Source organism: Streptomyces apocyni, from assembly GCF_009739465.1.
GTDB lineage: Bacteria > Actinomycetota > Actinomycetes > Streptomycetales > Streptomycetaceae > Streptomyces > Streptomyces apocyni.
This window is the reverse complement of record NZ_WHOM01000078.1, coordinates 189,043-211,721: the sequence shown is the minus strand read 5'-3', so window position 1 is coordinate 211,721 and position 22,679 is coordinate 189,043. Positions and strand designations below refer to the sequence as shown.

The following is a 22,679-nucleotide window of genomic DNA, read 5'->3' as shown; positions in this document are numbered from 1 at the left end:
CCCGTCCCCCAGGTGCGCGAAACCAGCTTGCGTGGGCACTCTACGTCACTGTTAACTCAAAAAAACATGGGCAAGGGGCCACGAGGGGAGTCCCTTGCCCAGGTTGACGCTTGCCCCTTGACCAGGTGAACGGGGTGTAGCCCTTCGCGACGGGGGATGCGCGAAGGGCTACACCTGCAGTATGGCAGTTCGCCGTCAGCCACGCTGGACCGTTGGCAGGGACATTGCTCGCCGATTGCTTGACGGTTACTCGATGCTGAGCACCTCGCTCACCCGCCGCCGTGGCGTACTGGTCCCCGCGGGCCCGTACCCGAGCCGCAAGACCAGCTGAACCTGCCCCATCGCCGACTGCGGATCGCGGACGGCCCACCGGAGGTCCTCGTGTTCGAGTGCCTGTGAGGTGAGGGCCGTGGCCAGGCCGCTGGCGGTGGCCAGGAGCAGTACGCGCTGTGTCGCCTGGCCCGCGCGCAGCCAGTCGATGGCGCGGTCCTCGGGCGTGCCGAGCAGGGCGAGCTGGGGCTGCGACTCGAACGCGACGGAATCCTGCTCGGCCGCGGGGTGGTGGCGGCCCGCGAAGTCCCGCACGGGCGCGCCGCCGCTGCGCTTGCGCGGCCCGAAGGCGTACTCGGGGATGCCGTCGGCGGCCGAGTCGGCATCGGGGCCCGTATGGGTCCACTCGTCGAGGTCCGCGAGGCGGCCCTCGTCTTCGGCGTCGCTCCACTCCGCGTCCCGGATGACGTTCAGCAGGTGCTGTACGTGCCAAGGGGAGGGGAAGAGGAGTGTGGCCCCCTCCTGGGCGGCGGCTTCGCGGAGGGCTTCTCTGATGTCCGGGGGTACGGGGGTGTCGTCGAAGGGTTGCCTGCTGGTGTGGCGACGCCGGATGGCCGGGTAGAGCGCGGCGAGTGGGTCGGGTGTGGTGAGTGGGTCGGGTGGTGCGGTGAGGGTGACTCTGGCTAGCGGGGCTTCGTCCCGCCCCGCGTCGGAGAGCCCGGACTCCGCGTCGGGGCCGGGCAGGAGTCGTACCTCAGCCGCCAGGCCCGCGTGGGCGGCGGCCACCCGCAGGGTGAACAGGGCGGCCCCGCAGCCGAGGTGCAGGGCACGCTCCAGCGGGTCGACGTGCGGGACGGACCGGCGCCGGTCCGCGTACAGCTCGAGGGTGGCGGTCCGGGTCACGTACCGGAAACGCCAGGGCTGGGCGTTGTGCAGGGACGGCGCGGTGGTGGCGTCCGCGACGAGAGCCGTGGCGAGCGTCGCGTCGATGACCGGTGGCTGTGGCATGCGCGTCCCCTCTCGGGGGCCCGGTTCCCAGGTCTCAGGTCTCAGGTCTCAGGTCCCAGGCCCCAGGTCCCGGTCCCGGGATTCCACGGTAGGCGGCCAGCTGGACGGCGGCCATCGGGACGAGGGCCAGCGGGGTCTGGGCCAGCTGACACCTACTCTCACGTCACGGTAGGGTTGGGCAGTGGGAAGGGCCCACCGGATGATCAGCCATCATGAGGAGTCGGCGTGTATCGCGCCGGTGGGGCAGGCGACGACGAGGCGACGAACGGTGGCGAAGGTGCGGGAGTACAGGGTGCGGGCCGAAGGGCTGGCGGCTCGATGAGCGCGGCGAGCTCGACGGCGGCCACGACGGCGGCTGCGGAGGCGGCGCGGCGGCGTACGTTCGCGGTGATCAGCCACCCTGACGCGGGTAAGTCGACGCTGACTGAGGCGCTGGCGCTGCACGCGCACGCGCTGACCGAGGCGGGTGCGGTGCATGGGAAGTCCGGTCGGCGTGGGGTGGCGTCGGACTGGATGGAGATGGAGAAGGCGCGGGGGATCTCCGTCACCTCGGCGGTGCTCCAGTTCGAGCACCAGGAGTGTGTGCTGAATCTGCTGGACACCCCGGGTCACGCGGACTTCTCCGAGGACACTTACCGGGTGCTGGCGGCGGTGGACTGCGCGGTGATGCTGATCGACGCGGCCAAGGGGCTGGAGGAGCAGACGCGGAAGCTGTTCGATGTCTGTCGCCACCGTGGTATCCCGGTGATCACCTTCATCAACAAGTGGGACCGGCCCGGGCGCGAGGCCCTGGAGCTGCTCGACGAGATCGAGACCGAGTTCCGGCTCAAGCCGACGCCCGTGACCTGGCCGGTCGGTGAGGCGGGCTATCTGCGCGGCCTGGTCGACGCGCGGGAGCCGGAACGGATGCTGCGCTACACCCGTACGCCGGGCGGCGCCCACGAGGCCATCGAGGAGGTACTGACCGCCGAGCAGGCGGCGAACGAGGAAAGCGCCGACTGGGAGCGGGCCACCGAGGAGCTGGAGCTGCTCCAGGCCGACGGCGCCGAGTACGACGAGGAGTCGTTCCTGGCGGGCAAGTCGACGCCGGTGTTCTTCGGCGCGGCCGTCTCCAACATCGGCGTACGGCTGCTGCTCGACGCCGTCGTGCAGCTGGCTCCGGCGCCCGGCGCGCGTGAGCTTGAGGGCGGGGGCGCGCGGCCGGTCGACGCGCCGTTCTCGGGGCTGGTGTTCAAGGTGCAGGCGAACATGGACCCCTCGCACCGCGACCGGACCGCGTTCCTGCGCGTGTGCTCGGGCGTCTTCGAGCGCGGCTCCACGGTCACCCGGGCGGTCAACGGCAAGCCCTTCGCTACCAAGTACGCCAACAGCGTCTTCGGCCAGGACCGTTCGTCGGTCGACATCGCCTACCCGGGCGACGTGGTCGGGCTGGGCAACGCGGGCGCGCTGCGGGTCGGCGACACCCTCTACGCCGGGACCCCGGCCGTCTTCCCGCCGATGCCGACGTTCGCGCCGGAGCACTTCGCGGTCGTACGCCCCGCTGACATCGGCCGCTCCAAGCAGTTCCGGCGCGGCATCGCGCAACTGGACGAGGAGGGCGTGGTCCAGGTCCTGGTCTCCGACCTGCGCGGGGACCAGGCGCCGGTGCTCGCGGCGGTGGGGCCGATGCAGTTCGACGTGGTCAGCCACCGGATGGCGGGCGAGTTCTCCGCGCCCGTACGGCTGGAGATGCTGCCGTACCACCTGGCGCGGGCCACGGACGCGGCCGGAGCCGAGGGGCTTGGACGCTCCCGGATCATCCGGGGCGAGGTCCTGACCCGGGTCCGCGACAAGGAACTCCTCGCGGTGTTCCCGGACCGCTGGCAGGCGGCGTCGTTCGAGCGGGCGTTCCCCGACGCCCGGCTCGACCCGCTGCTGGCCGCGCACGAGTAGACAGACAGCTAGCTAGCCCGCGCTGACGTGTAGGGGCGCCCAGCGCGCCCCTACACGTCAGCGCCGAGGCGCGTCCGCAGCGTCGCCGCGAAATCCTCCGCCGCGTGCAACTGCGCCCGCAGCTTCTCGCACCGCGCGTCCGTCACCTTGCGGTACGCGTCCAGGCGCTCCCGCAGCCGGGCCAGCTCCGCACCCGTGGGAGCCTCGTCGCCCGTCGCCGCCAGCTGATCGGTGATCTCCAGCAGGTCCCGCATCTCCTCGAGGGAGAAGTCCAGGGGTTTCATCCGACGGATCACCGTCAGGCGTTCGACGTCGGCTTCGGTGTAGAGCCGGAAGCCGCCCTTGCTGCGGGCGGAGGGGATGACGAGGCCGACCTCCTCGTAGTGGCGGATGGTGCGCAGCGACAAACTGGTCCGCTCGGCCACTTCGCCGATCTGCATCTGCCGCTGGTCAGCCATCGCCTGGTCGTCTCCCTTGGGCCTTTTTTGGGTTCTTCTGGTTTCCACAGCTTTTTCAAATCCGTGCCGGACGTCGGTGCGCGTGAGATGAATCACAGGATCTTGAGGCCTCTTTACCTGCATTTCACAAGCTGTACGCCGCACCCTGCCCTCACGTCAGGGTAAAGTATTGACGTATTCGCCTCCGCCGTAAGGCTCTGGCAGCGGCGGCACCGCCGCACAGAGGGCCCCGATCGGGCCCGGCGGCGATCGAGAACTTTCGGGCAATGATGCCCGATCGGTGGCCCGTTGGGGCCGCCGGGTATCCGGCAGGGCCCCCGATGTGGCCGGGCCGCCGGGGACTCCACCCGCCAGTGGGCTGAGAGTCGTGTACTTGCGCGTGTGCGTGCCTGAGTGGGGTGACGTGTGCGCCTGAACGGAAACGGTTGCATGTCTTCACCGCTGTCTTTGTCCCCGCGCCTGTCACGCCCTGACTGGCTGGCCTCGCCGAAGATCTTCCGTACCGAGGTGCTGGCGGGTCTGGTGGTCGCCCTCGCGCTGATCCCCGAGGCCATCTCGTTCTCGATCATCGCCGGGGTCGACCCGGCGGTCGGTCTGTTCGCGTCGTTCACGATGGCCGTGGTGATCTCCATCGTGGGTGGCCGCAAGGCCATGATCTCCGCCGCGACCGGCGCGATGGCCTTGGTCATCGCCCCCCTCAACCACGACCACGGCCTCGGATACCTGATCGCCGCCGTCATCCTGGGCGGCATCTTCCAGATCATCCTGGGCGCCCTCGGGGTGGCCAAGCTGATGCGGTTCGTGCCGCGCAGCGTGATGGTCGGCTTCGTCAACGCTCTCGCCATCCTGATCTTCATGGCGCAGATCGAGGAGATGTGGAAGGTCCCGTGGCCGGTCTACCCGCTGATCGTGGGTGGCCTGGCGCTGATGGTCTTCTTCCCGAAGATCACCACGGTGATCCCGGCCCCGCTGGTGTCGATCGTGATCCTGACCGTGATCACGGTGGCGGCGGGGCTCGCGGTGCCGACGGTCGGTGACAAGGGTGAGCTGCCGTCCTCGCTGCCGGTGCCGGGCCTGCCGGATGTGCCGTTCACGATGGACACGCTGACCACCATCGCCCCGTACGCCTTCGCGTTCGCGCTGGTGGGTCTGATGGAGTCGCTGATGACCGCCAAGCTGGTGGACGACATCACCGACACCCACTCCAACAAGACCCGCGAGTCCCTGGGTCAGGGCATCGCCAACGTCATCACCGGTTTCTTCGGCGGCATGGGCGGCTGCGCGATGATCGGCCAGACGATGATCAACGTGAAGACGTCCGGCGCCCGCACCCGGCTGTCCACCTTCCTCGCCGGTACGTTCCTGATGGTGCTCTGCATCGCCTTCGGGCCGGTCGTCTCCGACATCCCGATGGCCGCGCTGGTCGCCGTGATGATCCTGGTCTCGGTCGCCACCTTCGACTGGCACTCCATCCAGCCGAAGACGCTCAAGCGGATGCCGATCGGGGAGACCACGGTGATGGTCGTGACCGTCGCGTTCGTGGTGGCCACGCACAACCTGGCGATCGGCGTGGTAGTCGGCTGCATCACCGCGATGGTGATCTTCGCCAAGCGGGTGGCGCACATGGCCCAGGTGACGGGTGTCGTCGACCCGGATGGCAACCAGGTCGTCTACGCGGTCACCGGCGAACTCTTCTTCGCCTCCTCCAACGACCTCGTCTACCAGTTCAACTACAAGGACGACCCGGACGACGTCGTCATCGACCTCACCGACGCCCACATCTGGGACGCCTCCTCGGTCGCCGCGCTGGACGCCATAGAGACCAAGTACGAGGCCCGGGGCAAGAAGGTCACCATCATCGGCCTGAACGAGCCCAGTGCCGAGATGCACGACAAACTGGCGGGCCAGCTCACGGCGGGCCACTGAGCACGCGACCGGCCTATGGCCTGCGACCGGCCTATGGCCTGCGACCGGCCTATGGCCTGCGACCGGCCCATGGCCTCCGGCTGGCCTACGACTGGCCTGCGACTGGCCTATGGCCGTTCGGCGCCGAGGAGGAGCAGCGTGTGGGGCCAGAGCGTGTCGAGGACCGCGGGGTCGTTCTTGAGCTTGGCGAACAGGACTAGCCCCTCCAGCTGAGCGATCACCGTGCGCGCGACCGACGGTTCGGCGTGCGCACGGGGGATGGCGCCGTCGGCCGCGGCCTCGTCGAGCACCCTGGCGACCAGCGCGATCTGCTCATCGAAGATCTCCTCCAGCCTGGCGCGGACCTCCGGTTCCTGGGTGCTGAGTTCGAGGGTGAGGTTCCCGAGCAGGCAGCCGTCGACCGTGCCGCAGGTCTCCTTCCCGCGTCGCTGGATCAGCGCCATGCCCTCCAGCAGTCGGCGCAGCCGGGCCAGGGCGGGTCCTGGGCCGTCCAGTTCGGCGGTCCAGGAGCGATGCTGCTCTGCCCAGTAGGCGTTGATCGCCTGGAGCGTGAGGTCCTGCTTCGAGGCGAAGAAGTGGTAGAAGCTGCCCTTCTTGACCTCCGCCGCGGCGCAGATCTCCGCCACTCCCAGACTGCTGTACCCCCGGTGCTGCATCAGGGTGCCGGTGGCGTGCAGGAGCCGCTCGCGTGCGGTGCTGGTCCGTCCCATGGGCATGAGTATACGGTCGGTCAACTAATCCGGGAGTGACGTGCGGGGTACGTGGGTAGCGCGTTAGTTGACCGGTCGTCTAGTGTGACCCTCGTTCCGGTGTACACCCCTTTCTGGAGGCCTCCCGTGTCCGTACCGCGCTCCCCCTCGCTCACCCCCTCGATCTCCGTCGTCATCGCCTACCACAGTGGCTACGGGCATACGGCCCGCCAGGCAGCGGCCGTGGTGGAGGGTGCCGTCTCGGTGCCCGGTGTCCAGGCTGATCTGCGGGATGTCTCCACGCTGGACGACGGCCTGTGGACGGCCCTGGCCGATGCGGATGCGATCGTCTTCGGTTCCCCCACCTACATGGGCGCCACCTCGGCGGTGTTCCAGCGCTTCGCGGAGGCCAGTGCCCCGGTCTGGGCCGCGCGCGGCTGGCAGGGCAAGCTCGCGGCCGGGTTCACCAACTCGGCCGGAGTGAACGGCAACAAGGACAACGCACTGCTTTCGATGACCGTCCTGGCGGCCCAGCACGGCATGAACTGGGTGCCGCTCGGCCTGCTGCCCGGCTGGATCTACCGCTCCGGCGGCAGCTCTGAGGACCTGAACCGGCTGGGCTCGTTCGTGGGGGCCATGGCGCAGTCGCCTTCCGATCTCGGACCGGAGCAGGCGCCCACGGACGCCGACCTGCGTACCGCGCGGCATCTGGGCGAGCATGTCGCGCGGACCGCGCTGCAGTTCGTGTACGGGCGCGAGGTCGCGGCGGACCTGGCGGTGACGGCGTGAGCGGCGGCGACGGCGTGAACGGCATGAGCGGCATGAGCGGCATGAACGCCATCAACGACATGAGCGGCATGAGCGCGGGGCGCCTGGGCGATCTGCTGGGTATCTCCCGCCCCGTCGTGCAGGGGCCGTTCGGCGGGGGTCTGTCCTCCGTCGCGCTGACGGCCGCCGTGTCCGACGGAGGCGGACTGGGCTCGTACGGGGCACACATCCTGACCCCGGAAGAGATCACGGATCTCGTCGGCGAGCTGAAGGCCCGCACCAGCCACCCGTTCGCCGTGAACCTCTGGGTCCCCCTGGAGGACGAGGCCCGACCGTGGCCGGGCGCCGCCGAACTGGCCCCGCACATCCAGCGACTTCGCCCCTACTACGACGAACTCGGGCTGCCCGCGCCGCAAGCCGACGACGTCACGCCGGGGCCGGACTTCGACGCCCAGGTGGACGCGCTGCTGGCAGCCGCACCCCCGGTCATCAGCGTCGTCATGGGACTCCCGCCGAAGAGGGTGATGGACCAGGCCCGCCGCCGAGGCATTCCGGTGATCGGCACGGCGACCACCGTGGACGAGGCCGTCGCACTGGAGACCGCGGGCATCGACGCCGTCGTGGCCTCCGGCGCCGATGCGGGTGGCCACCGGGGCGCCTTCCTGCGGCCCGTACGGGAGTCGCTCGTCGGAACCTTCTCCCTGGTCCCCCAGGTCGCCGACGCCGTGAGCATCCCCGTCATCGCCGCGGGCGGGATCGCCGACGGCCGGGGGATGGCCGCCGCCCTGACCCTGGGCGCGGACGCCGTCCAGATCGGCTCCGCCTTCCTCGCCACCCGCGAATCGGGGGCGAGCGCGGCCCACAAACGGGCGCTGAGCTCCCCCGAGGCACGCACCACCGTCCTCACCCGCCTCTTCTCGGGCCGCACCGCTCGCGGCATCGCCAACCGGTTCGTCCGTGACCTGAACCCGTACGAGGAAACCGTGCCCCCGTACCCCGTGCAGAGCGCCCTGATGCAGCCCATCCGCCGCGAAGCCAACGCGCGAGAGCAGGCGGATCTCAGCAGCCTGTGGGCCGGTCAGGCCGCAGCGCTCACCGTCGGCTCCCGTGGCGCGCAGGACTACCTCACCTGGCTGATGGACGACTTCCACAAGCACCAGATGGCCTGAAAGGGCTCCCACTGACGGGTGAACCCCCCGCTGGGGGGCGGCGGAGCTGCGGGGAGCGCGGAGCCCCGAGCCTGATGATCGTGTCGACAGGTCGGCCGTACCGGGTGAGCCCGGCGCGCGGCCGGTACGGCGTGAGCCCGCCGAGCGCGGCCGTGGCGGGCGGTCAGGAGCTGCGATGCACTCTGCCCCATGGACGCGGCGGGCCAGATCCCTCATCGGCGCGCTGGTGGCGTGCGCCGCCCTGCTGCTCGGCGCCGTCCCGCAGGCAGCGGCGGCGGCAGCGGCGGAGGAACCGGCGGAGGAAGCGGCAGCGGGCAAGGCGCATCCCCCGCCGCCCACCCGGGTCTACGTGGCCAATCTCGAATCGGGCACGGTGACGGTCATCAACGCCGCCAACAACTCCGTGGTGGACACCATCGCGGTAGGTGCCCAACCCAGCGGCGTAGCGGTGAACTCGGTACGCAACCGTGCGCTGGTCGCCAACGCCGATGACGACGATGTGTCGGTGATCGACACCACCACCAACACCGTGATCGACACCATTGACGTGGGCAATGTGCCCCGAGGGGTGGCGGTGGACCCGACCCGCGACCGCGGTTACGTGACCAACTTCGACGACAACACGGTGTCGGTGATCGACTTCGAAGACAACTCGGTGATCGACACCATCCCGGTCGGCAACGGTCCGATCAGGGTCGATGTCGATCCCTCCCGTGCTCGGGCCACGGTGGTGAACCTCGGCTCGGCCGCCGTATCGGTGATCAACCTCAACACGCACACGGTCGTCACCACCGTCGCCGTGCCGCCCGGCGCCTTCGGGGTGGCGGAGTCCCCGACCCGGGCCCGTGCGTATGTGACCAGCAGTGGTCCCGACAGCGTCTCCGTGCTCGACACGAAATCCAACACCGTGGTCGCCACGGTCCCCGTGGGCGAGTTCCCACGGGATGTGGCTGTGGGCCCGAAGGGGCGGCAGGTCTTTTCGGCGAACCAGAACTCGGATGACATTTCGATCATCAACGATGCGACCGGCACTGTGTCCCAGGTCCCGGTGGGGGACGGGCCTCGCGCGGTGGGGGTGGACCCGTTCCGCGATCGCGTCTACGTGGGCAACGCGACCTCGGACGATGTGTCGGTGGTCAACCCCCAGACCCACAACGTGATCGCCACCATCCCCGCCGGTGACGGGCCGGTCTCCATCGCGGTGGCCAGGCTGTGACGTAACGCCTGAAGACAGGAAACAGGAAACAGGAACGGGAACAGGAACAGGAACAGGAACGGCGGCGCACCCGGCAGGTGCGCCGCCGCCGTGCGTACCGGGACCGGGCGGCCGAGCCGCGCATCCGGTGCATCCGGTGCATCCGATGCATCCGGTGCGATGAACTACTGATCCGGTCGGGTGGTGGCGCGTGGGGCGCCCGGCGCGCCCGCCAGGGCCCGGCGCGCGGGTCGCCCAGGATCGTGCCGAGGCAGCCCGCCGCTACAGGGCGCGGCGGGCCGAACAGGAGGTGCGATGTACGCAGTCCCAGGTGCGCGGCAGGGTTCGCCCGCGTGGCGTCGGCGGCTCCGAGGTCTGGCGGGTGTGGCGGCGGTGGGAGGCGCGGTGCTGCTGGGTGCCGCCTCACCTGCTTCGGCGGCTGGCTCGGACGATGCGCCGGTGGTGGTCATTAACCAGCAGATCAACAACATCGTGGTCGAAGACGCCAGAGGCGCGGAGATGATGTTCGAGCTCAAGCCCGTGTACATCACCCACATTTCGACCAACAACACGTCCGGGGATAACTCGCCCGTCGATGTCCCCTCATTCAGCTGGGGGTCTGTGTCACAGGGAACTTTCTGAGCCGTAAGGGCCAGATCTCCGCAGGGGCGGCGCGCTGTTCGACGGCGCGCCGCCCCGCGTGCGACCTACCCTGACGCCAGGGAAGGTTTCGCCGGTGAGGAGTGAGCGTCGATGGCGAACGTGACGCGGTGCCCGTCGTGTGGGGAGCGGGACGAACTGCGCGGGGAGCCGCAAGGCGGTGACATCCGGGTCAGCTGCCTGAGCTGCGGCGCCCAGTGGATGCGCGGCGCAACGCGCTGCGCGGGCTGCGGCGGCGACGACATCGTGGAGCGCCCACAGGCGATGACCCGCCATTCACGCGGTACACAACTCTCCATCATCGGCTGGCGCCAGACCCCGCTGTGCCGCGTCTGCGACGCCGACGCCGTCACAACGTCGATCGACGAGAACGTCCCCGTGCCGGGCGACTACGTCTCCGTATGCCTGTACGGCGACGGGGAGGGCCCCGTCCGTACGTCGCCCGCCGCCGCGACTCCGGTGCCCACGCCCGCGCCCGCGCCCACGCCCGCACCTGTGCAGGAGGCCAAGCCCGCGCCTCCGCGCCCCCGCCGCACCCGTCCCCAGCCCACACCGAAGGCGACCCAGAAGGCGACACCGACGCCGACCACCGTGCCGACCGTCCGTCAGGCCATCGCCGCGTTCCTCGGCGAGGCCTCCGGGCAGGCCGACTCCACCGCGATGCTGCTGCTCGGCACCCATCTCGGCTCGCACAACCGCCTCGGCGTACTGGACGAGCCCGGCGCCGCCGACCGCCTAGCCGAGTGGTGCGACGGCCACTGGCCCGACCGTGGCACGGACGCCGCGCAGCGGGCCCTCGGCACGATCTGCCGGGCCGTGGCCTTCTGGGGCGCGCAGGGCTGGCTGACCACGGACCCGGCAGCGCGGCTGAACGGCTGAACGGCTGAGCGGCTGAATACGGGAACGGCTGAGGGCCCAGGTGACGCGCGGAAGCCCACTCCCGCCGGAGGGGGCCGGGGCGGGAGTGGGCTGGCTCTGCGGTGGTGGCCTCAGCAGTCGTCGCTGCTGTTCACCGCGCGGTCGCGGGCCACGATCTGACCGGTCGGCGCGCCGCTGCTGTCCGTCACGTTGGCCTTGGCGTCGTAGTAGGCGCCGTGCGACTTGATGTCGCGGTAGCCGCGGCCACGCCAACTGTTGACGGTCGTCCACTTCGCGAAGGGGAGCGTGTTCCAGGTGTAGGACTCGACGTGGAAGACCGGGTTGCTGCGCACCGTACGCATCTTCGGGCGCTGAGCCATCCACCCCACCGCGCGAGGCGGAACCGAGAGGCTGCTCGTCTTGGCCCAGCCGCGCGTCTTCGCGTACGACCAGGAGTGCGAGTACTCGGCCCCCGCCTGGAACGACAACACGTCCTTGATGGCCGTCCAGTTGACGCCGACCGAGCCGCTGACGCTGTGGGACGTGGTGCTGGTCGTGCTGCCGCTCGACGTGATGTCTTGTCTCAGCGTGGACCGCGTGCCGCAGTTGACGAGCTCCTCGTCACTGACGGTCCTCTCGGGACCGGTCCAGGTCCAGCTGGACGCCTTGGGGTAGGAGCAGTGGCCCCTGACGCGCTCCCACTTGCCCCGGATGTCGTTCCAGTTGTTGTGATTCCTGACTTCGCCGGTGTCGATGTTGATGAGCTTGTCCTGCGTACCGGTGTTCCCGTTGCACAGGGTCATCAGCAGACGGTCGGTGTTGAACGGCTCCGCGCCGCGGATGTTGGTCGCGGCACTCGCCGATGTGCCGGACACCATCACCGCGGCGAAACTCAGCACCGTGGCGACCCCTGCACGCTGGATCGTAGAGCGGGATATCACTGAACCCGAACCCCCAGTAGTTGAAGAGTGAACTTGCTGGTCATCGGGTCCGATTGGACCACCCGAAGATCAGGATTCGCTCAGAGAGGCGACAGGATCGGATCAGACTTCCTCAGGGCCCCAGGCGCCTACCCTGCAATGTTCCAGGGACCCTTTGGCGCTTCGTGGTGGGACTCTCTGCGTCAGCAGTAACCAACTTGACGCACGGGGAAGAGGAGCAAGTGGGAAGAGGACAGCGGGGGAAAGCGCTGGTGGTGTCAGCGCTCACGGCGGGGGCCATCCTGTTCGGCGCGGTGGCGCCGGCACAGGCGGCGTCAACGCCGAGCCGGAACAACAGCAAGAACGAAGACGTGCTGCTGGTCCACGGCTACGACCCGGTATGGGCGGCCAAGTTCGACTGCAAGGACTACTTCAAGGACGTCATCACGGGTCTCAAGAAGGCCAACTGGAAGGGGAAGATCCGCGGGGTCGCCTTCTACAAGGATGACTGGAACTGCGACTTCAGGATCTCCAAGGGCAGTCGAGACACCGGCCTCAAGACGTTGGGGAAGGCCCTCGCCAACAAGATCTACAAGGACTACACCTCCAAGGGGAAGTCCGTCGACCTCGTCGGGCACTCCATGGGCGGGCTCATCATCCAGGCCGCACTGACCGGCGTCGCCAAGAAGGAGTCCGGGTTCCCGAAGAAGCTGTTCGTCGAGGACGTGGTGACGCTGGGAACGCCGCACGCCGGCACGAACTGGGGCTGGGGCCACTCCTACCAGCAGACCAAGGACATGCGGAAGAAGTCTTCCCTGATCAAGTGGCTCAGGAACAACCCGCAGTCCACCCAGGGCACCGACTGGACGGCGATCGGCAGCAACAGCGACGCCATCGTCTCGGAGACGTCGGCGACCGCGGGCGGCTTCAAGCACTGGGTGCGCTACGACAATCTCAAGGGGGTGGACGACCACGCGGCACTCAAGAAGGTCCGGACGGGAACCTACAAGATGCAGTACCGCAACTCGCCCTCCAAGGCGAGCAGTTGGAAGAAGCGAAACTCGCCCGTCGTCTGGACCGCCTCCTCGTTGTACTACCACTCGTCGTGGTGACGGCCCCTCACCTCGGCTGACCCATCACCTCAGCTGACCCATCACCTCAGCTGACCCATCACCTCAGCTGCCCCATCACCACTGACTCCGGCGCCGTCGGGACCCCTCCGTCCCGGCGGCGCCGGCCTGTCGCGTTCAGCCGCTACGTGGCGGACGTGCCGCGGCCGTCGGCCGCCAGCCGCTGTGTGATCCGGTCGAACAGGTCCGTCAGCGGCTCACCGATGTCCTGGCCGAACTCCGTGAGCCCGTAGGTGACTTGGGGTGGCGTCGTCGGCTCGACCTGCCGCCAGACCAACCCGTCCTGGACCAGTGCGCGCAGTGTCTGAGCGAGCATCTTCTCGCTGATGCCCTGGATGCTGTCGCGCAGCTCGTAAAACCGAAGGTCGTTGCTCCGCAGCGAGATCAGCACCCAGATACCCCATCTGCTGGTCACATGGTCGACCATGTCACGCGCGGGGCAGTCGGTGTGAAACACCTCATACCGACGGCCCGCCTCGGCCTGTGTCAGCTGCGAGCCTTCCCTCATGTCCGGAGCTTACCTTTAGGTATGTTCTTACGAAAAGTAAGCCCACCTCCTAGCGTCAATTGCCGTAGTGCACAACGGACTAGGAGCTGAACATGATCGTGGTGACCGGGGCTACCGGGAATGTGGGCCGGCCTTTGACGCAGGCGCTGGCCGGGGCGGGCGGGCAGGTGACGGCGGTGTCACGGCACGCGGCGACGGTGCCGGACGGAGTCCGGCATGTGGCGGCCGACCTGGCCGAGCCGACAAGCCTCACCCCCGCGTTGGACGGGGCGAAGGCGCTGTTCTTCCTGCTGTCCGGCGACCTGCACGCCCCCGAGGCCAGGCCGACCGACATCATCGACATGGCCGCGGCCAGTGGGGTCCGCCGGGTCGTCCTGCTGTCTTCGCAGGGCGTGGCGACCAGGCCGCTCGGCCCGTCGCGGATCGCGATGCGCGCGGTGGAGGACGCGCTGAAAGAGTCCGGCCTGGACTGGACCGTCCTGCGACCGGGCGGCTTCGCCTCCAACGCTTTGGCCTGGGCGGAGTCCGTCCGCACGCAAGGGACCGTCGCCGCACCCTTCGGCGACGTCGGGGTTCCGATCGTCGACCCGGTGGACATCGCCGAGGTCGCGGCGGCCTGCCTGCTGGACGACCGGCACACCAGGGAAGTCTTCGAGCTGACCGGACCCGAGGTGATCACGCCGCGTCAGCAGGCGGAGGCCATCGCCGCCGCGCTCGGCTCGCCGGTACGGTTCCGCGAACTCACCCGCGAGGAGGCCAAGGCCGCGATGGTCCAGTTCGTGCCGCCGGAGCTCGCCGACGACACCCTGGACATCATCGCTGCACCGAACCCGGCCGAACTACGGATCAGCTCGGACGTGGAACGCGTCCTCGGCCGCGCCCCGCGCCCCTTCAACGACTGGGTCGGCCGGAACATCGCCGCTTTTCGCTGAGGCACAACTCAGATCAGTCGGCGCACAACAGGTAGCCCACGCCGCGGACCGTGCGGATCGGCGACTGCCGCTGGTCACCCAGCTTGCGCCGCAGATAGTAGATGTAGGTGTCAACGCTCCCGGACGCGTCGACCTGGTGGTTCCAGACCCGCTCCTGGATCTGCGCGCGGGTGAGCACGCGCCCCGGGTTCTCCATCAGGTACCGCAGCAGCGCGAACTCGGTGTTGGTCAGGTGTACGGGGACCTCGGCGGCCCACACCTGGTGGCTGTCGGGGTCGAGCCGTATGTCCCCGACGGTGAACCGCCGCCGCTTGGCCGCGGTCCGCCCCCCGTCGTCGCAGCGCCGCAGTATCGCCCGGACGCGGGCCGTCACTTCCTTCAGCTCGAAGGGCTTGGTGACGAAATCATCGCCACCGAGATCGAGTCCGCGCACCCGGTCGTCGAGCCCCGAGCGGGCGCTGAGGAACATCACCGGGATGGCCATGCCGCGCTCGCGCATCATGCGGCACACCTCGAACCCATCCAGATCGGGAAGGTTGACGTCCATCAGCACCAGATCGGGCGCATAACGGGTGGCACATTCCAGGGCCTGACTGCCCGTCGCCGCGCTCCTCACATCGAAGCCCACGAACTCCAGGGCCATGGTCAGCATCTCGCGGACACCCGTCTCGTCGTCCACGACGAGCAGGGAAGGGGATACAGCGGCGGGGGTGGTCATGTCCTGTGCCTTTTAGTGCCTGTCGGGAACGTTGCTTCCCCCTTGCACCGGCATCCTGACATGTACTGGCAGGTAGCAGGACGGGCCTTTACTGCAATTTTCAAGAAGAGGGCGCCACCCCGTACCGACTCCTCCACTTCATCAGCTTCATCAGCTTCATCAGCCAAGAGTCAACGGACCCGGCAGTGAGGCTGCGGCGAGTCCGTGTGCCGGTCAGACGGAGATCGGCACGGGGTGGATCTCGTTGGCCGGGTGACCCGCGCGCTCGTGAATGCGCTGCACGGCGTCTGCGGAGGGGGCCTCGGACAGGCAGTACACGACTCCCGCGTCGGGGTCGGCCCAGGCCCGTTCGAAGTGGACTCCTTCCTCCGCCTCGATCGCCAGATCCGCCCGGTGCGACTCAGAGAGCTGCTCGGCCGTGATGCCCTGCATGTTGTGGTGGACGTCCATGAACATGGTCATAGCCCCGCCACCTCCGGTCCGGTTTTGTCGAGGTCGTGGGAGTCTTGCTTCCACCATCGTCCGCCCGGCACCGCCCCCGTGCAACCGGTCGACGGGTGGGTGGATTTCCTCAATCTCGTACCAGTCGCTCGCGCCCGAAAGATCCAGATTGCCGGGCCGGGCTTCGGGCGGCGCCGCAACGGGCGCACCGGCACGGGGGCCACTCGGACGACAGCAGTGGGGGCAGGTTGTCTGAGCTGAGGATGGTCCGCTCAGGGGTGAAGGTGCGCCCGCTGTCCCGGGAGACCTGGATCGTCATCAGCGAGTACTCAGCGGCGCTCCGCGTGCTCACCGCGTTGCCTTCGGGCAGTTGTTGGTGTGCCGGTAGATCACCGCAGGCGCATCCGACGCGCGTTTCATAGAGCCCCGGCGCACGGTTTCAAGGGTCTTGATCGGCTGCGTGCACGCGGAGCAGCGGCTACCAGCGGGCGCGTAGGTCACGTACTCCCACGCTTCCGCGACCGTCTCAGTTTCGTTTGCCATCATGTCCAGGCGTCCCCTCGCGTGGTCGTTCAGGGAGCGTCTCGCCTGGTGGTGGTGTGGCGTAGGGGCATCGGTAGGGGCAAGTTGCCCTTGATTGACCTTTCTTGGCCTGCCCAGTGGCAGAGGTATCTTGGCCTGCCCAGTGGCAGAGGTAGGGGCATGATGGGCCCATGGCCATCGGGGCACTGATCAGGGATCTGCGCAACGCTCGCGGTTGGAGTCAGGGGCGGTTAGCGTCGGAGATCAACAACGCCTTCGGGATGAATCTCGACCGGGAGTACCTCAGCCGCTGGGAGCGTTCCAAGGTGACGCCGGGGCCGTTCTACCTCCGGTGCCTGTCGGCCGTCCTGGACGTGCCCCTAGCCGCTCTAGAGGGTGAAGTGAAGCGCCGTACGTTCTTGACCGACGCAGCCGGGGCGGCGATAGCGCCCGTGGTCGCCTCTGACCTCCTCAGTGCGGGATTCGCCGCACGGCTACAGGGTGGCCCGTCCGTGGACGCGTGGGAAGCCAAGCTGGCCACGTACGGCACGGAGTACATGAGCCTTGGCGCTGCCGACATTCAGCGGCGCGTGAGTGGCGAACTCGTGCTGGTGCAACAGCAGTTGGGTAATGCCCAGCTCTGGTCGGTGGCGGCCCGGCTCATGACCCTGTACGCGAAGACGTTTCCCGGGTCGGACGGGGCGAAGGCGGTGCACTGGTACCGCCTGGCAGCGCAGGCGGCGGACGAGTCCGGTGACGACGACGCTCGGGTGTGGGTTCGGGGGCGGGCGGCTATCGCGCTGGGGTACGAGGGGGCATCACTCGGTGTTGCTGATGTGCTTGCCGATCAGGCGATGGCGATCAGCGACAAGCCGTCGCTGGGGCTGCTGAACGCGATCTTCGGCAAGGCGCACGCGGCAGCGATCCGGGGTGACGTTGACACGGCACGGAAGCTCATGAACGACGGGCGGCGCGTCTTCGACAAGGCCGGATCACATGAACAGACCAGCGACTACGCCGTGCCGTGGTGGCGCGTGAACGTCTTCGCCTCACTGTTGGCCGCTCGCCTGGGAGACGAGAGCGCGGCGGTAGCCGCACAGGACGCGGCGCGGCGAGAGCTGCCCAGCGAACTCCCCCGGTTCGCCACCCATTTGGAGATGCACAGGGGGCTCATGCTGGCCCGTTCAGGGGACGTGTCCGGCGGGGTGGCCTACGCGCGGGCCGCGCTGGACGCGCTGCCGCCCGAGAAGCACTCGCTGACGCTGCGCTTGCTGATGGCCGAGGTAGAGCAGTCCTGACGCAGCGCCCAACCCCAGGGTCGTACACCGGTACAGTAGTCGTGTCATCACGCTTCGTATGCAACTACGGAGCGGCCCCCAGTGGTGTGCAACCACCGACTGAGGGCCTTCACCTACGAGTGGTTAGGCCTCCACCCGCGATGCTCAAGCATGCTATCTCGCCCACCCGCTTCTTCTCCCAGACGCCGAACGACATCATTCGGCACCCCCGCCTGAACGGCACCGCCGTACGCCTCCTCCAGTGGGCGCTGTCCCTCCCCGACGGGTCGAGGGACACCATCCCGTCCATCGGCGAGAAGATGCCCGAAGGGAGGATGGCGGTGAGGAAGGCGCGGCAGCAGCTGGAGCGGGAGGGGTACCTGCACACCCGTCGTGCCCAGGCGCCGGAGACTGGGCGCTGGACCACGCAAGTGTTGGTCTCCAACGTGGCGTTGACGACCGAGGATGAAATCGCCGCAGCCTTCGGGGGCGGATGCGGGCGCGGGGGCGAGCAGCCGCCCCCGAGTGACCGCATCCCGGCCGCCGGAGAGCAGGACGGTCAGGCCGTCGGCGCATCCCCCAAGGGGGAGAAGATGGGGGGCGACACCCCCAACCCGACAGCTTTGGACGGCGCGTTGGGGCGTGCGACCGCGTTCCTCGGTCGCATCGGGGATCGGGCGCCCGCGCTGCGGCTCGGTGTGCCCGAGATCGTGCGGCTGGCGCCGCTGGCCGCCTGGTGGCTGGAGTTGGGGGCGACGGAGGCGGATCTCCGGCAGGCTCTGACTGCTGATCTTCCCCAGCCCGTACGTGCCCCGGCGGCCCTGCTCTCGTACCGGCTGACCAACCGGATTCCCGCGCCCCGAGAGCCGGTCCAGCCGCTGGTCGAGTGCGCGGACTGCTGTGGTCCGCTCCCGCGTGGCCAGCTCACGGGTCTCTGTGCGGCCTGTGCGGGTGTGCCTTCGCAGTCGCCGGACGGGGGGCACTCCATCGCCGCCGCTGGAGCCGCGCGCGTACGGGAGGCTCTGGTGCGGGGTGGGCGTGTGTCTGTCGCCGCAGCCTTCGGGGCATCGGGGGCCTGAGGGTTACGTCTCGTTGCTGAGTTCGATCAGGTTGGCGTCCGGGTCGCGGAGGTAGACGCTGGTGATCGGGCCCTGCGCGCCGGTTCGGGGGACTGGGCCCTCGAGCACCGGGACTCCGTGTTCGGCCAGTTCGGTCAGGACGGTGGTCAGCGGGTCTGTGACGATCAGGCAGAGGTCCGCGCTGCCCGGTGTGGGGCGGTCTGCCTTGGGCTCGAACTCGTGACCTGCCTGGTGCAGGTTGATTTTGCTCTGGCCGAAGGCGAGGGCGCGGCGGCCGCCCTTGAAGGTCACTGGCGTCATGCCGAGGACGCGTGTGTAGAAGTCGATGGTGCGGTCGATGTCCGCCACGGTGAGGACGAGGTGGTCGAGTCGGTCGATGCGCATCGTGGTGGGGCTCTCCGTGAGGCGTGGGTGTGGGGTGTGGGGCGACGGTTGGTCACTCGAATGGATGGGCTCTGGTCGCCTCGTGTCGCGTATGGCCGCAGGCTCGGTGTTCTCTGCGAGTGAAGGGTGCGTGGTCATGGCGGACAAGGCAACCGGTGGTGGCGGCGAGGCGGCTTGGGCGTCCGGTGGGACGTTGTTCGCCGGTGTGCTGATGATGGTGAACGGTGTGCTGGGCGTGCTGCACGGCATCGCGGCCATCGCCAAGGACGATGTGTACGCACGGCTGGGCGACTACGTCTACAAGTTCAATCTGACCTCATGGGGCTGGATTCACCTCGTCCTCGGCGTCTTGGTCGCCCTTGTCGGCTGGGGCATCCTCAAGGGAGCGGACTGGGCGAGGGGAGTCGGCGTCGGTATCGCGTCTCTCCTGGTGATCATCAACTTCATCTGGCTGCCGTATCAGCCGATCTGGGCGCTCATCTCGGTGGCCATCGGCGTCTTCGTCATCTGGGCGCTGTGCACTGATACCTCGGATCGCGGCGGTGCGGGCACGGGAACGGGTACGGGTACGGACACCGGTACTGGTACCGGCGCCCAGGCATCGCCCCATATGTGATGGGGCGGTTGGGGCTGAGGGCGCAACTGCGGAGGTGTGTGATGCGGGAGGACGTCAGGCGTGGGGCGGCGGCCGTTGCTCTGGCGGCGGTTGTCGGTCTGGGGGTGGTCGGCTGCACGGACGAGGACGGGGTCAGCCCGTCGGACCTGGCGAGCAGAGTGGCGTCGGCCGCGTCGGACGCCGCTTCCAGTGCGGACCGGAAGCTGGATGAGCTTACGGACGGCGTCAACGTCAAGGACGCGGCACGGCTTGGGAGTACGACCACCGACGACGACGGACGGGCCACCGTGCCGGTGACGGTCGAGAACACCGAGGGGTCCGAGAAGTCGTTCGCGGTGCGGGTCAACTTCCGCGACGAAGGCGGAAACCTGCTGGACGTGGTCGTCGTGACCGTCTCGGACGTGCCTGCGGGGCAGTCGGGTGAGGGCACGGCGCGTAGTTCGCGCTCGTTGTCGGGTGAGGTGCAGGCGGAGGTGGGGAGGGTCGTGCGGTACTGAACGTGGTGGTGAGCGCGGTGGTGAGCGTGGTTTCGGGCGGGGGGTAGCCCTACCTTCGTCACTCGTGTGCGCCGGATGGGCGGGCGGGGCTGGGTCAACCACCCTTGGCTCATGCGTACTTACGCCTCCAAGGCCCTCCTCGCCACACTGTCCGCCGCAGCCGTCGCCGCGACCCTGACCGGCGCCGCCCCAGCGTCCCGTACGACGGAAAGCGGCGTCCCGCGCCTCGACTGGCGCGATTGCGCTCAGCCGGGCGGCGGCCTCGACGGACAGGAGTGCGCGGACCTGCCCGTACCGCTCGACTACCGCGACCCCGATGGCCCGCACGTCACCCTCGCCGTGACCCGGCTGCGCAGCGATCGGCCCGACGCGCGGCGCGGGACGCTGCTGGTGATCCCCGGTGGGCCGGGCGGTTCGGGGATACAGAAGCTGCGCCAGAAAGGGGCGGCACTGCGGGCGGAGATGGGGGGCGCGTACGACATCGTCAGCTTTGACCCGCGTGGTGTGGGCGGTAGTACGAAGGCGCGCTGCGGGCTGCGTGCGGATGACCGGATGCTGGTGAACCTGCGGCCCTGGCCAGGGGCTGACGGTCAGATCGGCGAGAACGTCGCCCGGTCGCAGCGGGTCGCCAGGTCCTGTGCGCGGCACGGGGGAGCGGTGCTGCGCAGCCTTTCGACCGCGAACGAGGTCCGCGACATCGACCGCTTCCGGCAGGCGCTGGGTGAGGAGAAACTGTCGGCCTGGGGCATCTCGTACGGGACGTATGTCGGGGCCGTGTACGCGCAGAAGTATCCGCAGCACACGGATCGTTGGGTGCTGGACAGCAGCGGTGACCCTGACCCGGAGCGGGTGGCGCGTGGGTGGCTGGCGAACATGTCGGCGGGGGCCGAGGAGCGGTTCCCGGACTTCGCGGCCTGGGCGGCCGACCCGGCCCGTGACGCGGAGGGCGAGCGGCTGCGGCTGGCGGAACGAGCGGCGGATGTACGGCCGTTGGTGCTGGCGCTGGCGGCGCGGCTGGATCGCGCGCCGAAGGAGACGACCACGGCGGGTGTTCCGCTGACCGGGAACGTGCTGCGGCAGGCGGTCCAGAACGCCCTGTACAGCGATGCAGCGTTTCCTGAGCTGGCCAGGCTCGTGCGGGCGGCCCAGGACCCGGACCTGGACCCGGACCTGGACAGGAAGCCGGTGCTGCCCGGTGCGCTGGCCGGGCCGATGAGTGACCAGGACGCGGCCGTCACCATGGCCGTCGTCTGCAACGACGCGCGCTGGCCTCGGGCCGTGCCCGGTTACGCGCGGGCTGTCGCCGCCGACCGTGCGCGGTATCCGTTGACGGCCGGGATGTCGGTGAACATCACGCCGTGCGCCTTCTGGAAGGGCGCGCCGTCCGAGAAGCCCACCCGGATCACCTCCGACGGCCCGTCCAACGTGCTGATGATCCAGAGCCTGCGGGATCCCGCTACGCCGTACTTCGGGGCGTTGAAGATGCGTGAGGCGTTCGGGCAGCGGGCGCGCATGGTCACCGTCGGGCCGGGCGGGCACGGTGTCTATCTGGGCGAGGGGAACGCCTGTGGGGACCGCGCGGTGACGGAGTTCCTCACCGAGGGGCGGCGACCGGCGAGGGATCAGCACTGCGCCTGACCTGGTTCCGCGCGGCGCAGGCTCTCAGGTCAGGGCCAGCGGGACGTAGTCGGAGGGTTCGTCCGCGTGTCCGCGTTCGCGTTCGTGTTGGGCCGCTCCCTGGGCCAGTCGGTGGGCACCCAGTACACCGGTCGTCCCGTCCAGGCCGACCTGGTGTACGGGGATGTCGATGGCCTCGCGGAGCCGCCCCGCGAGGCCGGGCAGCAGGGCGCCGCGGCCGATGAGCAGGATGCCCCGGTCCAGTACGTCGTGGGCCAGCTCGGACGGGCTGTCCTCCAGGGCCGACTGGACGAGCCGGGCCACCTCGTCGCAGACGGCTCCGGTCACCACGGCGACCTCGTCGAGCGGCAGCAGCTGGGAGCGCGGCGCCCGGTCGGTCAGATCCTTGCCGCGTACGAGGATGTGCTCGTCCGCGCTGGTCAGGGCGCGGAGCCGGATCTTGGCGTCCTCCGCGGCCTCGTCGCCGACGGTGAGGCCGTGGGCGGTGCGCAGATGGCGGATGAGCGCCAGGTTCACCGACCGGCCGCCGCATTCGCCCGTACGGGTCAGGGTCGCGTGTCCCATGCTCATCATGGACACCGAGGCCCGGTCGACGCCCACGTCGACCAGCAGCGCCCCGGTGGGTTCGTGTATCGGAAGGCCCAGGCCCACCAGGTCGGCCAGGGACTTGGGTATCAGCCGTACCCGGCTGAGTCCCGCCTCGTGGCAGACCTCGGCCAGCGCCCGCCGCTGTAGAGGCGTTGCCTCGTCCGGCACGCACACGGCGGCGTAGCAGTCCTTCAGGGCGTGTCGTGGGCCGCTGTCGCGGAGGCTGGCGTACAGCAGCCGGGTGGCGAGCTGCTGGTGGACCACGGCCCCGCGGGCTATCGGATGCACGATGTCCACATGGGCGGGAGCGCGGCCGCGCATCGAGTGGGCCCTGGCGCCCCGGGCCACCACGGCCCCGGAACTGTTCACGGCGGCCACCGACGGCACCGAGGTCACCTGCTCCTCGCCGTCGACGCACAGGCGCAGGACCGAGCTGCCCAGGTCCAGTGCGAAGATCCGCTGTATTCGGCGCATGGGCCGCTCCCTTTCCTGCCCC

23 protein-coding genes are annotated in these 22,679 nt (G+C 69.2%); 14 read left to right on the top strand and 9 right to left on the bottom strand.

Annotated elements, in window-relative coordinates; translation table 11 throughout:
• Positions 1 to 246 precede the first annotated feature (246 nt).
• Entirely contained in the window at positions 247 to 1,278 is a 1,032-nt protein-coding gene (locus tag GCN81_RS29550; protein ID WP_156727611.1) for an Acg family FMN-binding oxidoreductase, read from the bottom strand.
• Positions 1,279 to 1,596: 318 nt separating this feature from the next.
• Between GCN81_RS29550 and GCN81_RS29545 the strand changes: the two genes are divergently transcribed.
• Positions 1,597 to 3,210, top strand: a complete 1,614-nt coding sequence (locus tag GCN81_RS29545; RefSeq protein ID WP_156727610.1) for a peptide chain release factor 3 — start codon at positions 1,597 to 1,599, stop codon at positions 3,208 to 3,210.
• A 50-nt stretch (positions 3,211 to 3,260) separates the two neighbouring features.
• Here GCN81_RS29545 and GCN81_RS29540 read toward each other — a convergent pair whose 3' ends face one another.
• The gene (locus GCN81_RS29540) at positions 3,261 to 3,668 is read right to left on the bottom strand and encodes a MerR family transcriptional regulator (RefSeq protein WP_156727609.1); all 408 of its coding nucleotides are present in this window, start codon (positions 3,666 to 3,668) and stop codon (positions 3,261 to 3,263) included.
• A gap of 429 nt (positions 3,669 to 4,097) precedes the next feature.
• Between GCN81_RS29540 and GCN81_RS29535 the strand changes: the two genes are divergently transcribed.
• On the top strand, positions 4,098 to 5,594 hold the full coding sequence (locus GCN81_RS29535) for a SulP family inorganic anion transporter (protein ID WP_156727608.1): 1,497 nt from the start codon (positions 4,098 to 4,100) through the stop codon (positions 5,592 to 5,594).
• A gap of 107 nt (positions 5,595 to 5,701) precedes the next feature.
• Here the strand turns inward: GCN81_RS29535 and GCN81_RS29530 are convergent, their stop codons facing one another.
• Complete coding sequence (locus GCN81_RS29530) at positions 5,702 to 6,304, bottom strand: TetR/AcrR family transcriptional regulator (RefSeq protein WP_156727607.1); 603 nt, start codon at positions 6,302 to 6,304, stop codon at positions 5,702 to 5,704.
• A 126-nt stretch (positions 6,305 to 6,430) separates the two neighbouring features.
• On the opposite strand from GCN81_RS29530, the gene GCN81_RS29525 reads away from it, so the two are divergent.
• The 5 genes from GCN81_RS29525 to GCN81_RS32800 all read left to right on the top strand — a co-directional run bounded on the left by GCN81_RS29525 (position 6,431) and on the right by GCN81_RS32800 (position 10,954).
• Positions 6,431 to 7,072, top strand: a complete 642-nt coding sequence (locus GCN81_RS29525) for a flavodoxin family protein (RefSeq protein WP_156727606.1) — start codon at positions 6,431 to 6,433, stop codon at positions 7,070 to 7,072.
• Positions 7,069 to 8,220: an NAD(P)H-dependent flavin oxidoreductase gene (locus GCN81_RS29520; RefSeq protein WP_407698031.1), complete on the top strand. Its 1,152-nt coding sequence runs from the start codon at positions 7,069 to 7,071 to the stop codon at positions 8,218 to 8,220. Before GCN81_RS29525 ends, GCN81_RS29520 begins: the two co-directional genes overlap by 4 nt.
• Positions 8,221 to 8,395: 175 nt before the next feature.
• Positions 8,396 to 9,436: a YncE family protein gene (locus GCN81_RS29515; RefSeq protein WP_156727605.1), complete on the top strand. Its 1,041-nt coding sequence runs from the start codon at positions 8,396 to 8,398 to the stop codon at positions 9,434 to 9,436.
• Between the two features lie 363 nt (positions 9,437 to 9,799).
• Positions 9,800 to 10,057 carry a hypothetical protein gene (locus GCN81_RS29510; protein WP_156727604.1) on the top strand — a complete coding sequence of 86 codons (258 nt, stop codon included), beginning with the start codon at positions 9,800 to 9,802 and terminating at the stop codon, positions 10,055 to 10,057.
• Positions 10,058 to 10,168: 111 nt separating this feature from the next.
• A complete protein-coding gene (locus GCN81_RS32800; RefSeq protein ID WP_156727603.1) occupies positions 10,169 to 10,954 on the top strand; it encodes a hypothetical protein in 786 nt (261 codons plus the stop codon).
• A gap of 110 nt (positions 10,955 to 11,064) precedes the next feature.
• Here the strand turns inward: GCN81_RS32800 and GCN81_RS29500 are convergent, their stop codons facing one another.
• Positions 11,065 to 11,832 (bottom strand): hypothetical protein, encoded by a 768-nt coding sequence (locus GCN81_RS29500; protein WP_156727602.1) that lies wholly within the window; start codon positions 11,830 to 11,832, stop codon positions 11,065 to 11,067.
• A gap of 293 nt (positions 11,833 to 12,125) precedes the next feature.
• Here GCN81_RS29500 and GCN81_RS29495 point away from each other — a divergent pair, with 293 nt between their 5' ends.
• The gene (locus tag GCN81_RS29495; protein ID WP_197287836.1) at positions 12,126 to 12,965 is read left to right on the top strand and encodes a PGAP1-like alpha/beta domain-containing protein; all 840 of its coding nucleotides are present in this window, start codon (positions 12,126 to 12,128) and stop codon (positions 12,963 to 12,965) included.
• A gap of 142 nt (positions 12,966 to 13,107) precedes the next feature.
• Here the strand turns inward: GCN81_RS29495 and GCN81_RS29490 are convergent, their stop codons facing one another.
• A complete protein-coding gene (locus GCN81_RS29490) occupies positions 13,108 to 13,491 on the bottom strand; it encodes a winged helix-turn-helix transcriptional regulator (RefSeq protein ID WP_156727600.1) in 384 nt (127 codons plus the stop codon).
• 92 nt (positions 13,492 to 13,583) lie between these two features.
• Here GCN81_RS29490 and GCN81_RS29485 point away from each other — a divergent pair, with 92 nt between their 5' ends.
• Complete coding sequence (locus GCN81_RS29485; protein WP_156727599.1) at positions 13,584 to 14,423, top strand: NAD(P)H-binding protein; 840 nt, start codon at positions 13,584 to 13,586, stop codon at positions 14,421 to 14,423.
• Between the two features lie 13 nt (positions 14,424 to 14,436).
• On the opposite strand, the gene GCN81_RS29480 is transcribed toward GCN81_RS29485, so the two are convergent.
• On the bottom strand, positions 14,437 to 15,141 hold the full coding sequence (locus tag GCN81_RS29480; RefSeq protein WP_197287835.1) for a response regulator transcription factor: 705 nt from the start codon (positions 15,139 to 15,141) through the stop codon (positions 14,437 to 14,439).
• A gap of 213 nt (positions 15,142 to 15,354) precedes the next feature.
• The gene (locus tag GCN81_RS29475) at positions 15,355 to 15,603 is read right to left on the bottom strand and encodes an SCO4226 family nickel-binding protein (RefSeq protein WP_156727598.1); all 249 of its coding nucleotides are present in this window, start codon (positions 15,601 to 15,603) and stop codon (positions 15,355 to 15,357) included.
• Positions 15,604 to 16,295: 692 nt separating this feature from the next.
• Here GCN81_RS29475 and GCN81_RS29470 point away from each other — a divergent pair.
• Positions 16,296 to 17,402, top strand: coding sequence for a helix-turn-helix domain-containing protein (locus tag GCN81_RS29470; RefSeq protein ID WP_156727597.1), 1,107 nt, complete (start codon positions 16,296 to 16,298; stop codon positions 17,400 to 17,402).
• Between the two features lie 140 nt (positions 17,403 to 17,542).
• Positions 17,543 to 18,460: a helix-turn-helix domain-containing protein gene (locus GCN81_RS29465; RefSeq protein ID WP_156727596.1), complete on the top strand. Its 918-nt coding sequence runs from the start codon at positions 17,543 to 17,545 to the stop codon at positions 18,458 to 18,460.
• A 3-nt stretch (positions 18,461 to 18,463) separates the two neighbouring features.
• Here the strand turns inward: GCN81_RS29465 and GCN81_RS29460 are convergent, their stop codons facing one another.
• Complete coding sequence (locus GCN81_RS29460; RefSeq protein WP_156727595.1) at positions 18,464 to 18,844, bottom strand: VOC family protein; 381 nt, start codon at positions 18,842 to 18,844, stop codon at positions 18,464 to 18,466.
• Positions 18,845 to 18,980: 136 nt separating this feature from the next.
• Here GCN81_RS29460 and GCN81_RS29455 point away from each other — a divergent pair, with 136 nt between their 5' ends.
• The 3 genes from GCN81_RS29455 (at position 18,981) to GCN81_RS29445 (ending at position 21,595) form a co-directional block, all read left to right on the top strand.
• Complete coding sequence (locus GCN81_RS29455) at positions 18,981 to 19,460, top strand: DUF7144 family membrane protein (protein ID WP_231627065.1); 480 nt, start codon at positions 18,981 to 18,983, stop codon at positions 19,458 to 19,460.
• Between the two features lie 41 nt (positions 19,461 to 19,501).
• Positions 19,502 to 19,957, top strand: coding sequence for an FxLYD domain-containing protein (locus GCN81_RS29450; protein ID WP_156727594.1), 456 nt, complete (start codon positions 19,502 to 19,504; stop codon positions 19,955 to 19,957).
• Positions 19,958 to 20,068: 111 nt separating this feature from the next.
• On the top strand, positions 20,069 to 21,595 hold the full coding sequence (locus GCN81_RS29445) for an alpha/beta hydrolase (RefSeq protein WP_156727593.1): 1,527 nt from the start codon (positions 20,069 to 20,071) through the stop codon (positions 21,593 to 21,595).
• 24 nt (positions 21,596 to 21,619) lie between these two features.
• Here GCN81_RS29445 and GCN81_RS29440 read toward each other — a convergent pair whose 3' ends face one another.
• Positions 21,620 to 22,657: a rod shape-determining protein gene (locus GCN81_RS29440; RefSeq protein ID WP_156727592.1), complete on the bottom strand. Its 1,038-nt coding sequence runs from the start codon at positions 22,655 to 22,657 to the stop codon at positions 21,620 to 21,622.
• Positions 22,658 to 22,679 lie beyond the last annotated feature (22 nt).

Coding starts and splice junctions, on each gene's coding strand:
- GCN81_RS29480 (WP_197287835.1), bottom strand. CDS start 15,141: ATGACCACCCCCGCCGCTGTATCCCCTTCCCTGCTCGTCGTGGACGAC.
- GCN81_RS29545 (WP_156727610.1), top strand. CDS start 1,597: ATGAGCGCGGCGAGCTCGACGGCGGCCACGACGGCGGCTGCGGAGGCG.
- GCN81_RS29450 (WP_156727594.1), top strand. CDS start 19,502: ATGCGGGAGGACGTCAGGCGTGGGGCGGCGGCCGTTGCTCTGGCGGCG.
- GCN81_RS29485 (WP_156727599.1), top strand. CDS start 13,584: ATGATCGTGGTGACCGGGGCTACCGGGAATGTGGGCCGGCCTTTGACG.
- GCN81_RS29540 (WP_156727609.1), bottom strand. CDS start 3,668: ATGGCTGACCAGCGGCAGATGCAGATCGGCGAAGTGGCCGAGCGGACC.
- GCN81_RS32800 (WP_156727603.1), top strand. CDS start 10,169: ATGGCGAACGTGACGCGGTGCCCGTCGTGTGGGGAGCGGGACGAACTG.
- GCN81_RS29445 (WP_156727593.1), top strand. CDS start 20,069: ATGCGTACTTACGCCTCCAAGGCCCTCCTCGCCACACTGTCCGCCGCA.
- GCN81_RS29550 (WP_156727611.1), bottom strand. CDS start 1,278: ATGCCACAGCCACCGGTCATCGACGCGACGCTCGCCACGGCTCTCGTC.
- GCN81_RS29440 (WP_156727592.1), bottom strand. CDS start 22,657: ATGCGCCGAATACAGCGGATCTTCGCACTGGACCTGGGCAGCTCGGTC.
- GCN81_RS29490 (WP_156727600.1), bottom strand. CDS start 13,491: ATGAGGGAAGGCTCGCAGCTGACACAGGCCGAGGCGGGCCGTCGGTAT.
- GCN81_RS29535 (WP_156727608.1), top strand. CDS start 4,098: ATGTCTTCACCGCTGTCTTTGTCCCCGCGCCTGTCACGCCCTGACTGG.
- GCN81_RS29465 (WP_156727596.1), top strand. CDS start 17,543: ATGCTCAAGCATGCTATCTCGCCCACCCGCTTCTTCTCCCAGACGCCG.
- GCN81_RS29515 (WP_156727605.1), top strand. CDS start 8,396: ATGCACTCTGCCCCATGGACGCGGCGGGCCAGATCCCTCATCGGCGCG.
- GCN81_RS29475 (WP_156727598.1), bottom strand. CDS start 15,603: ATGACCATGTTCATGGACGTCCACCACAACATGCAGGGCATCACGGCC.
- GCN81_RS29455 (WP_231627065.1), top strand. CDS start 18,981: ATGGCGGACAAGGCAACCGGTGGTGGCGGCGAGGCGGCTTGGGCGTCC.
- GCN81_RS29530 (WP_156727607.1), bottom strand. CDS start 6,304: ATGGGACGGACCAGCACCGCACGCGAGCGGCTCCTGCACGCCACCGGC.
- GCN81_RS29470 (WP_156727597.1), top strand. CDS start 16,296: ATGGCCATCGGGGCACTGATCAGGGATCTGCGCAACGCTCGCGGTTGG.
- GCN81_RS29460 (WP_156727595.1), bottom strand. CDS start 18,844: ATGCGCATCGACCGACTCGACCACCTCGTCCTCACCGTGGCGGACATC.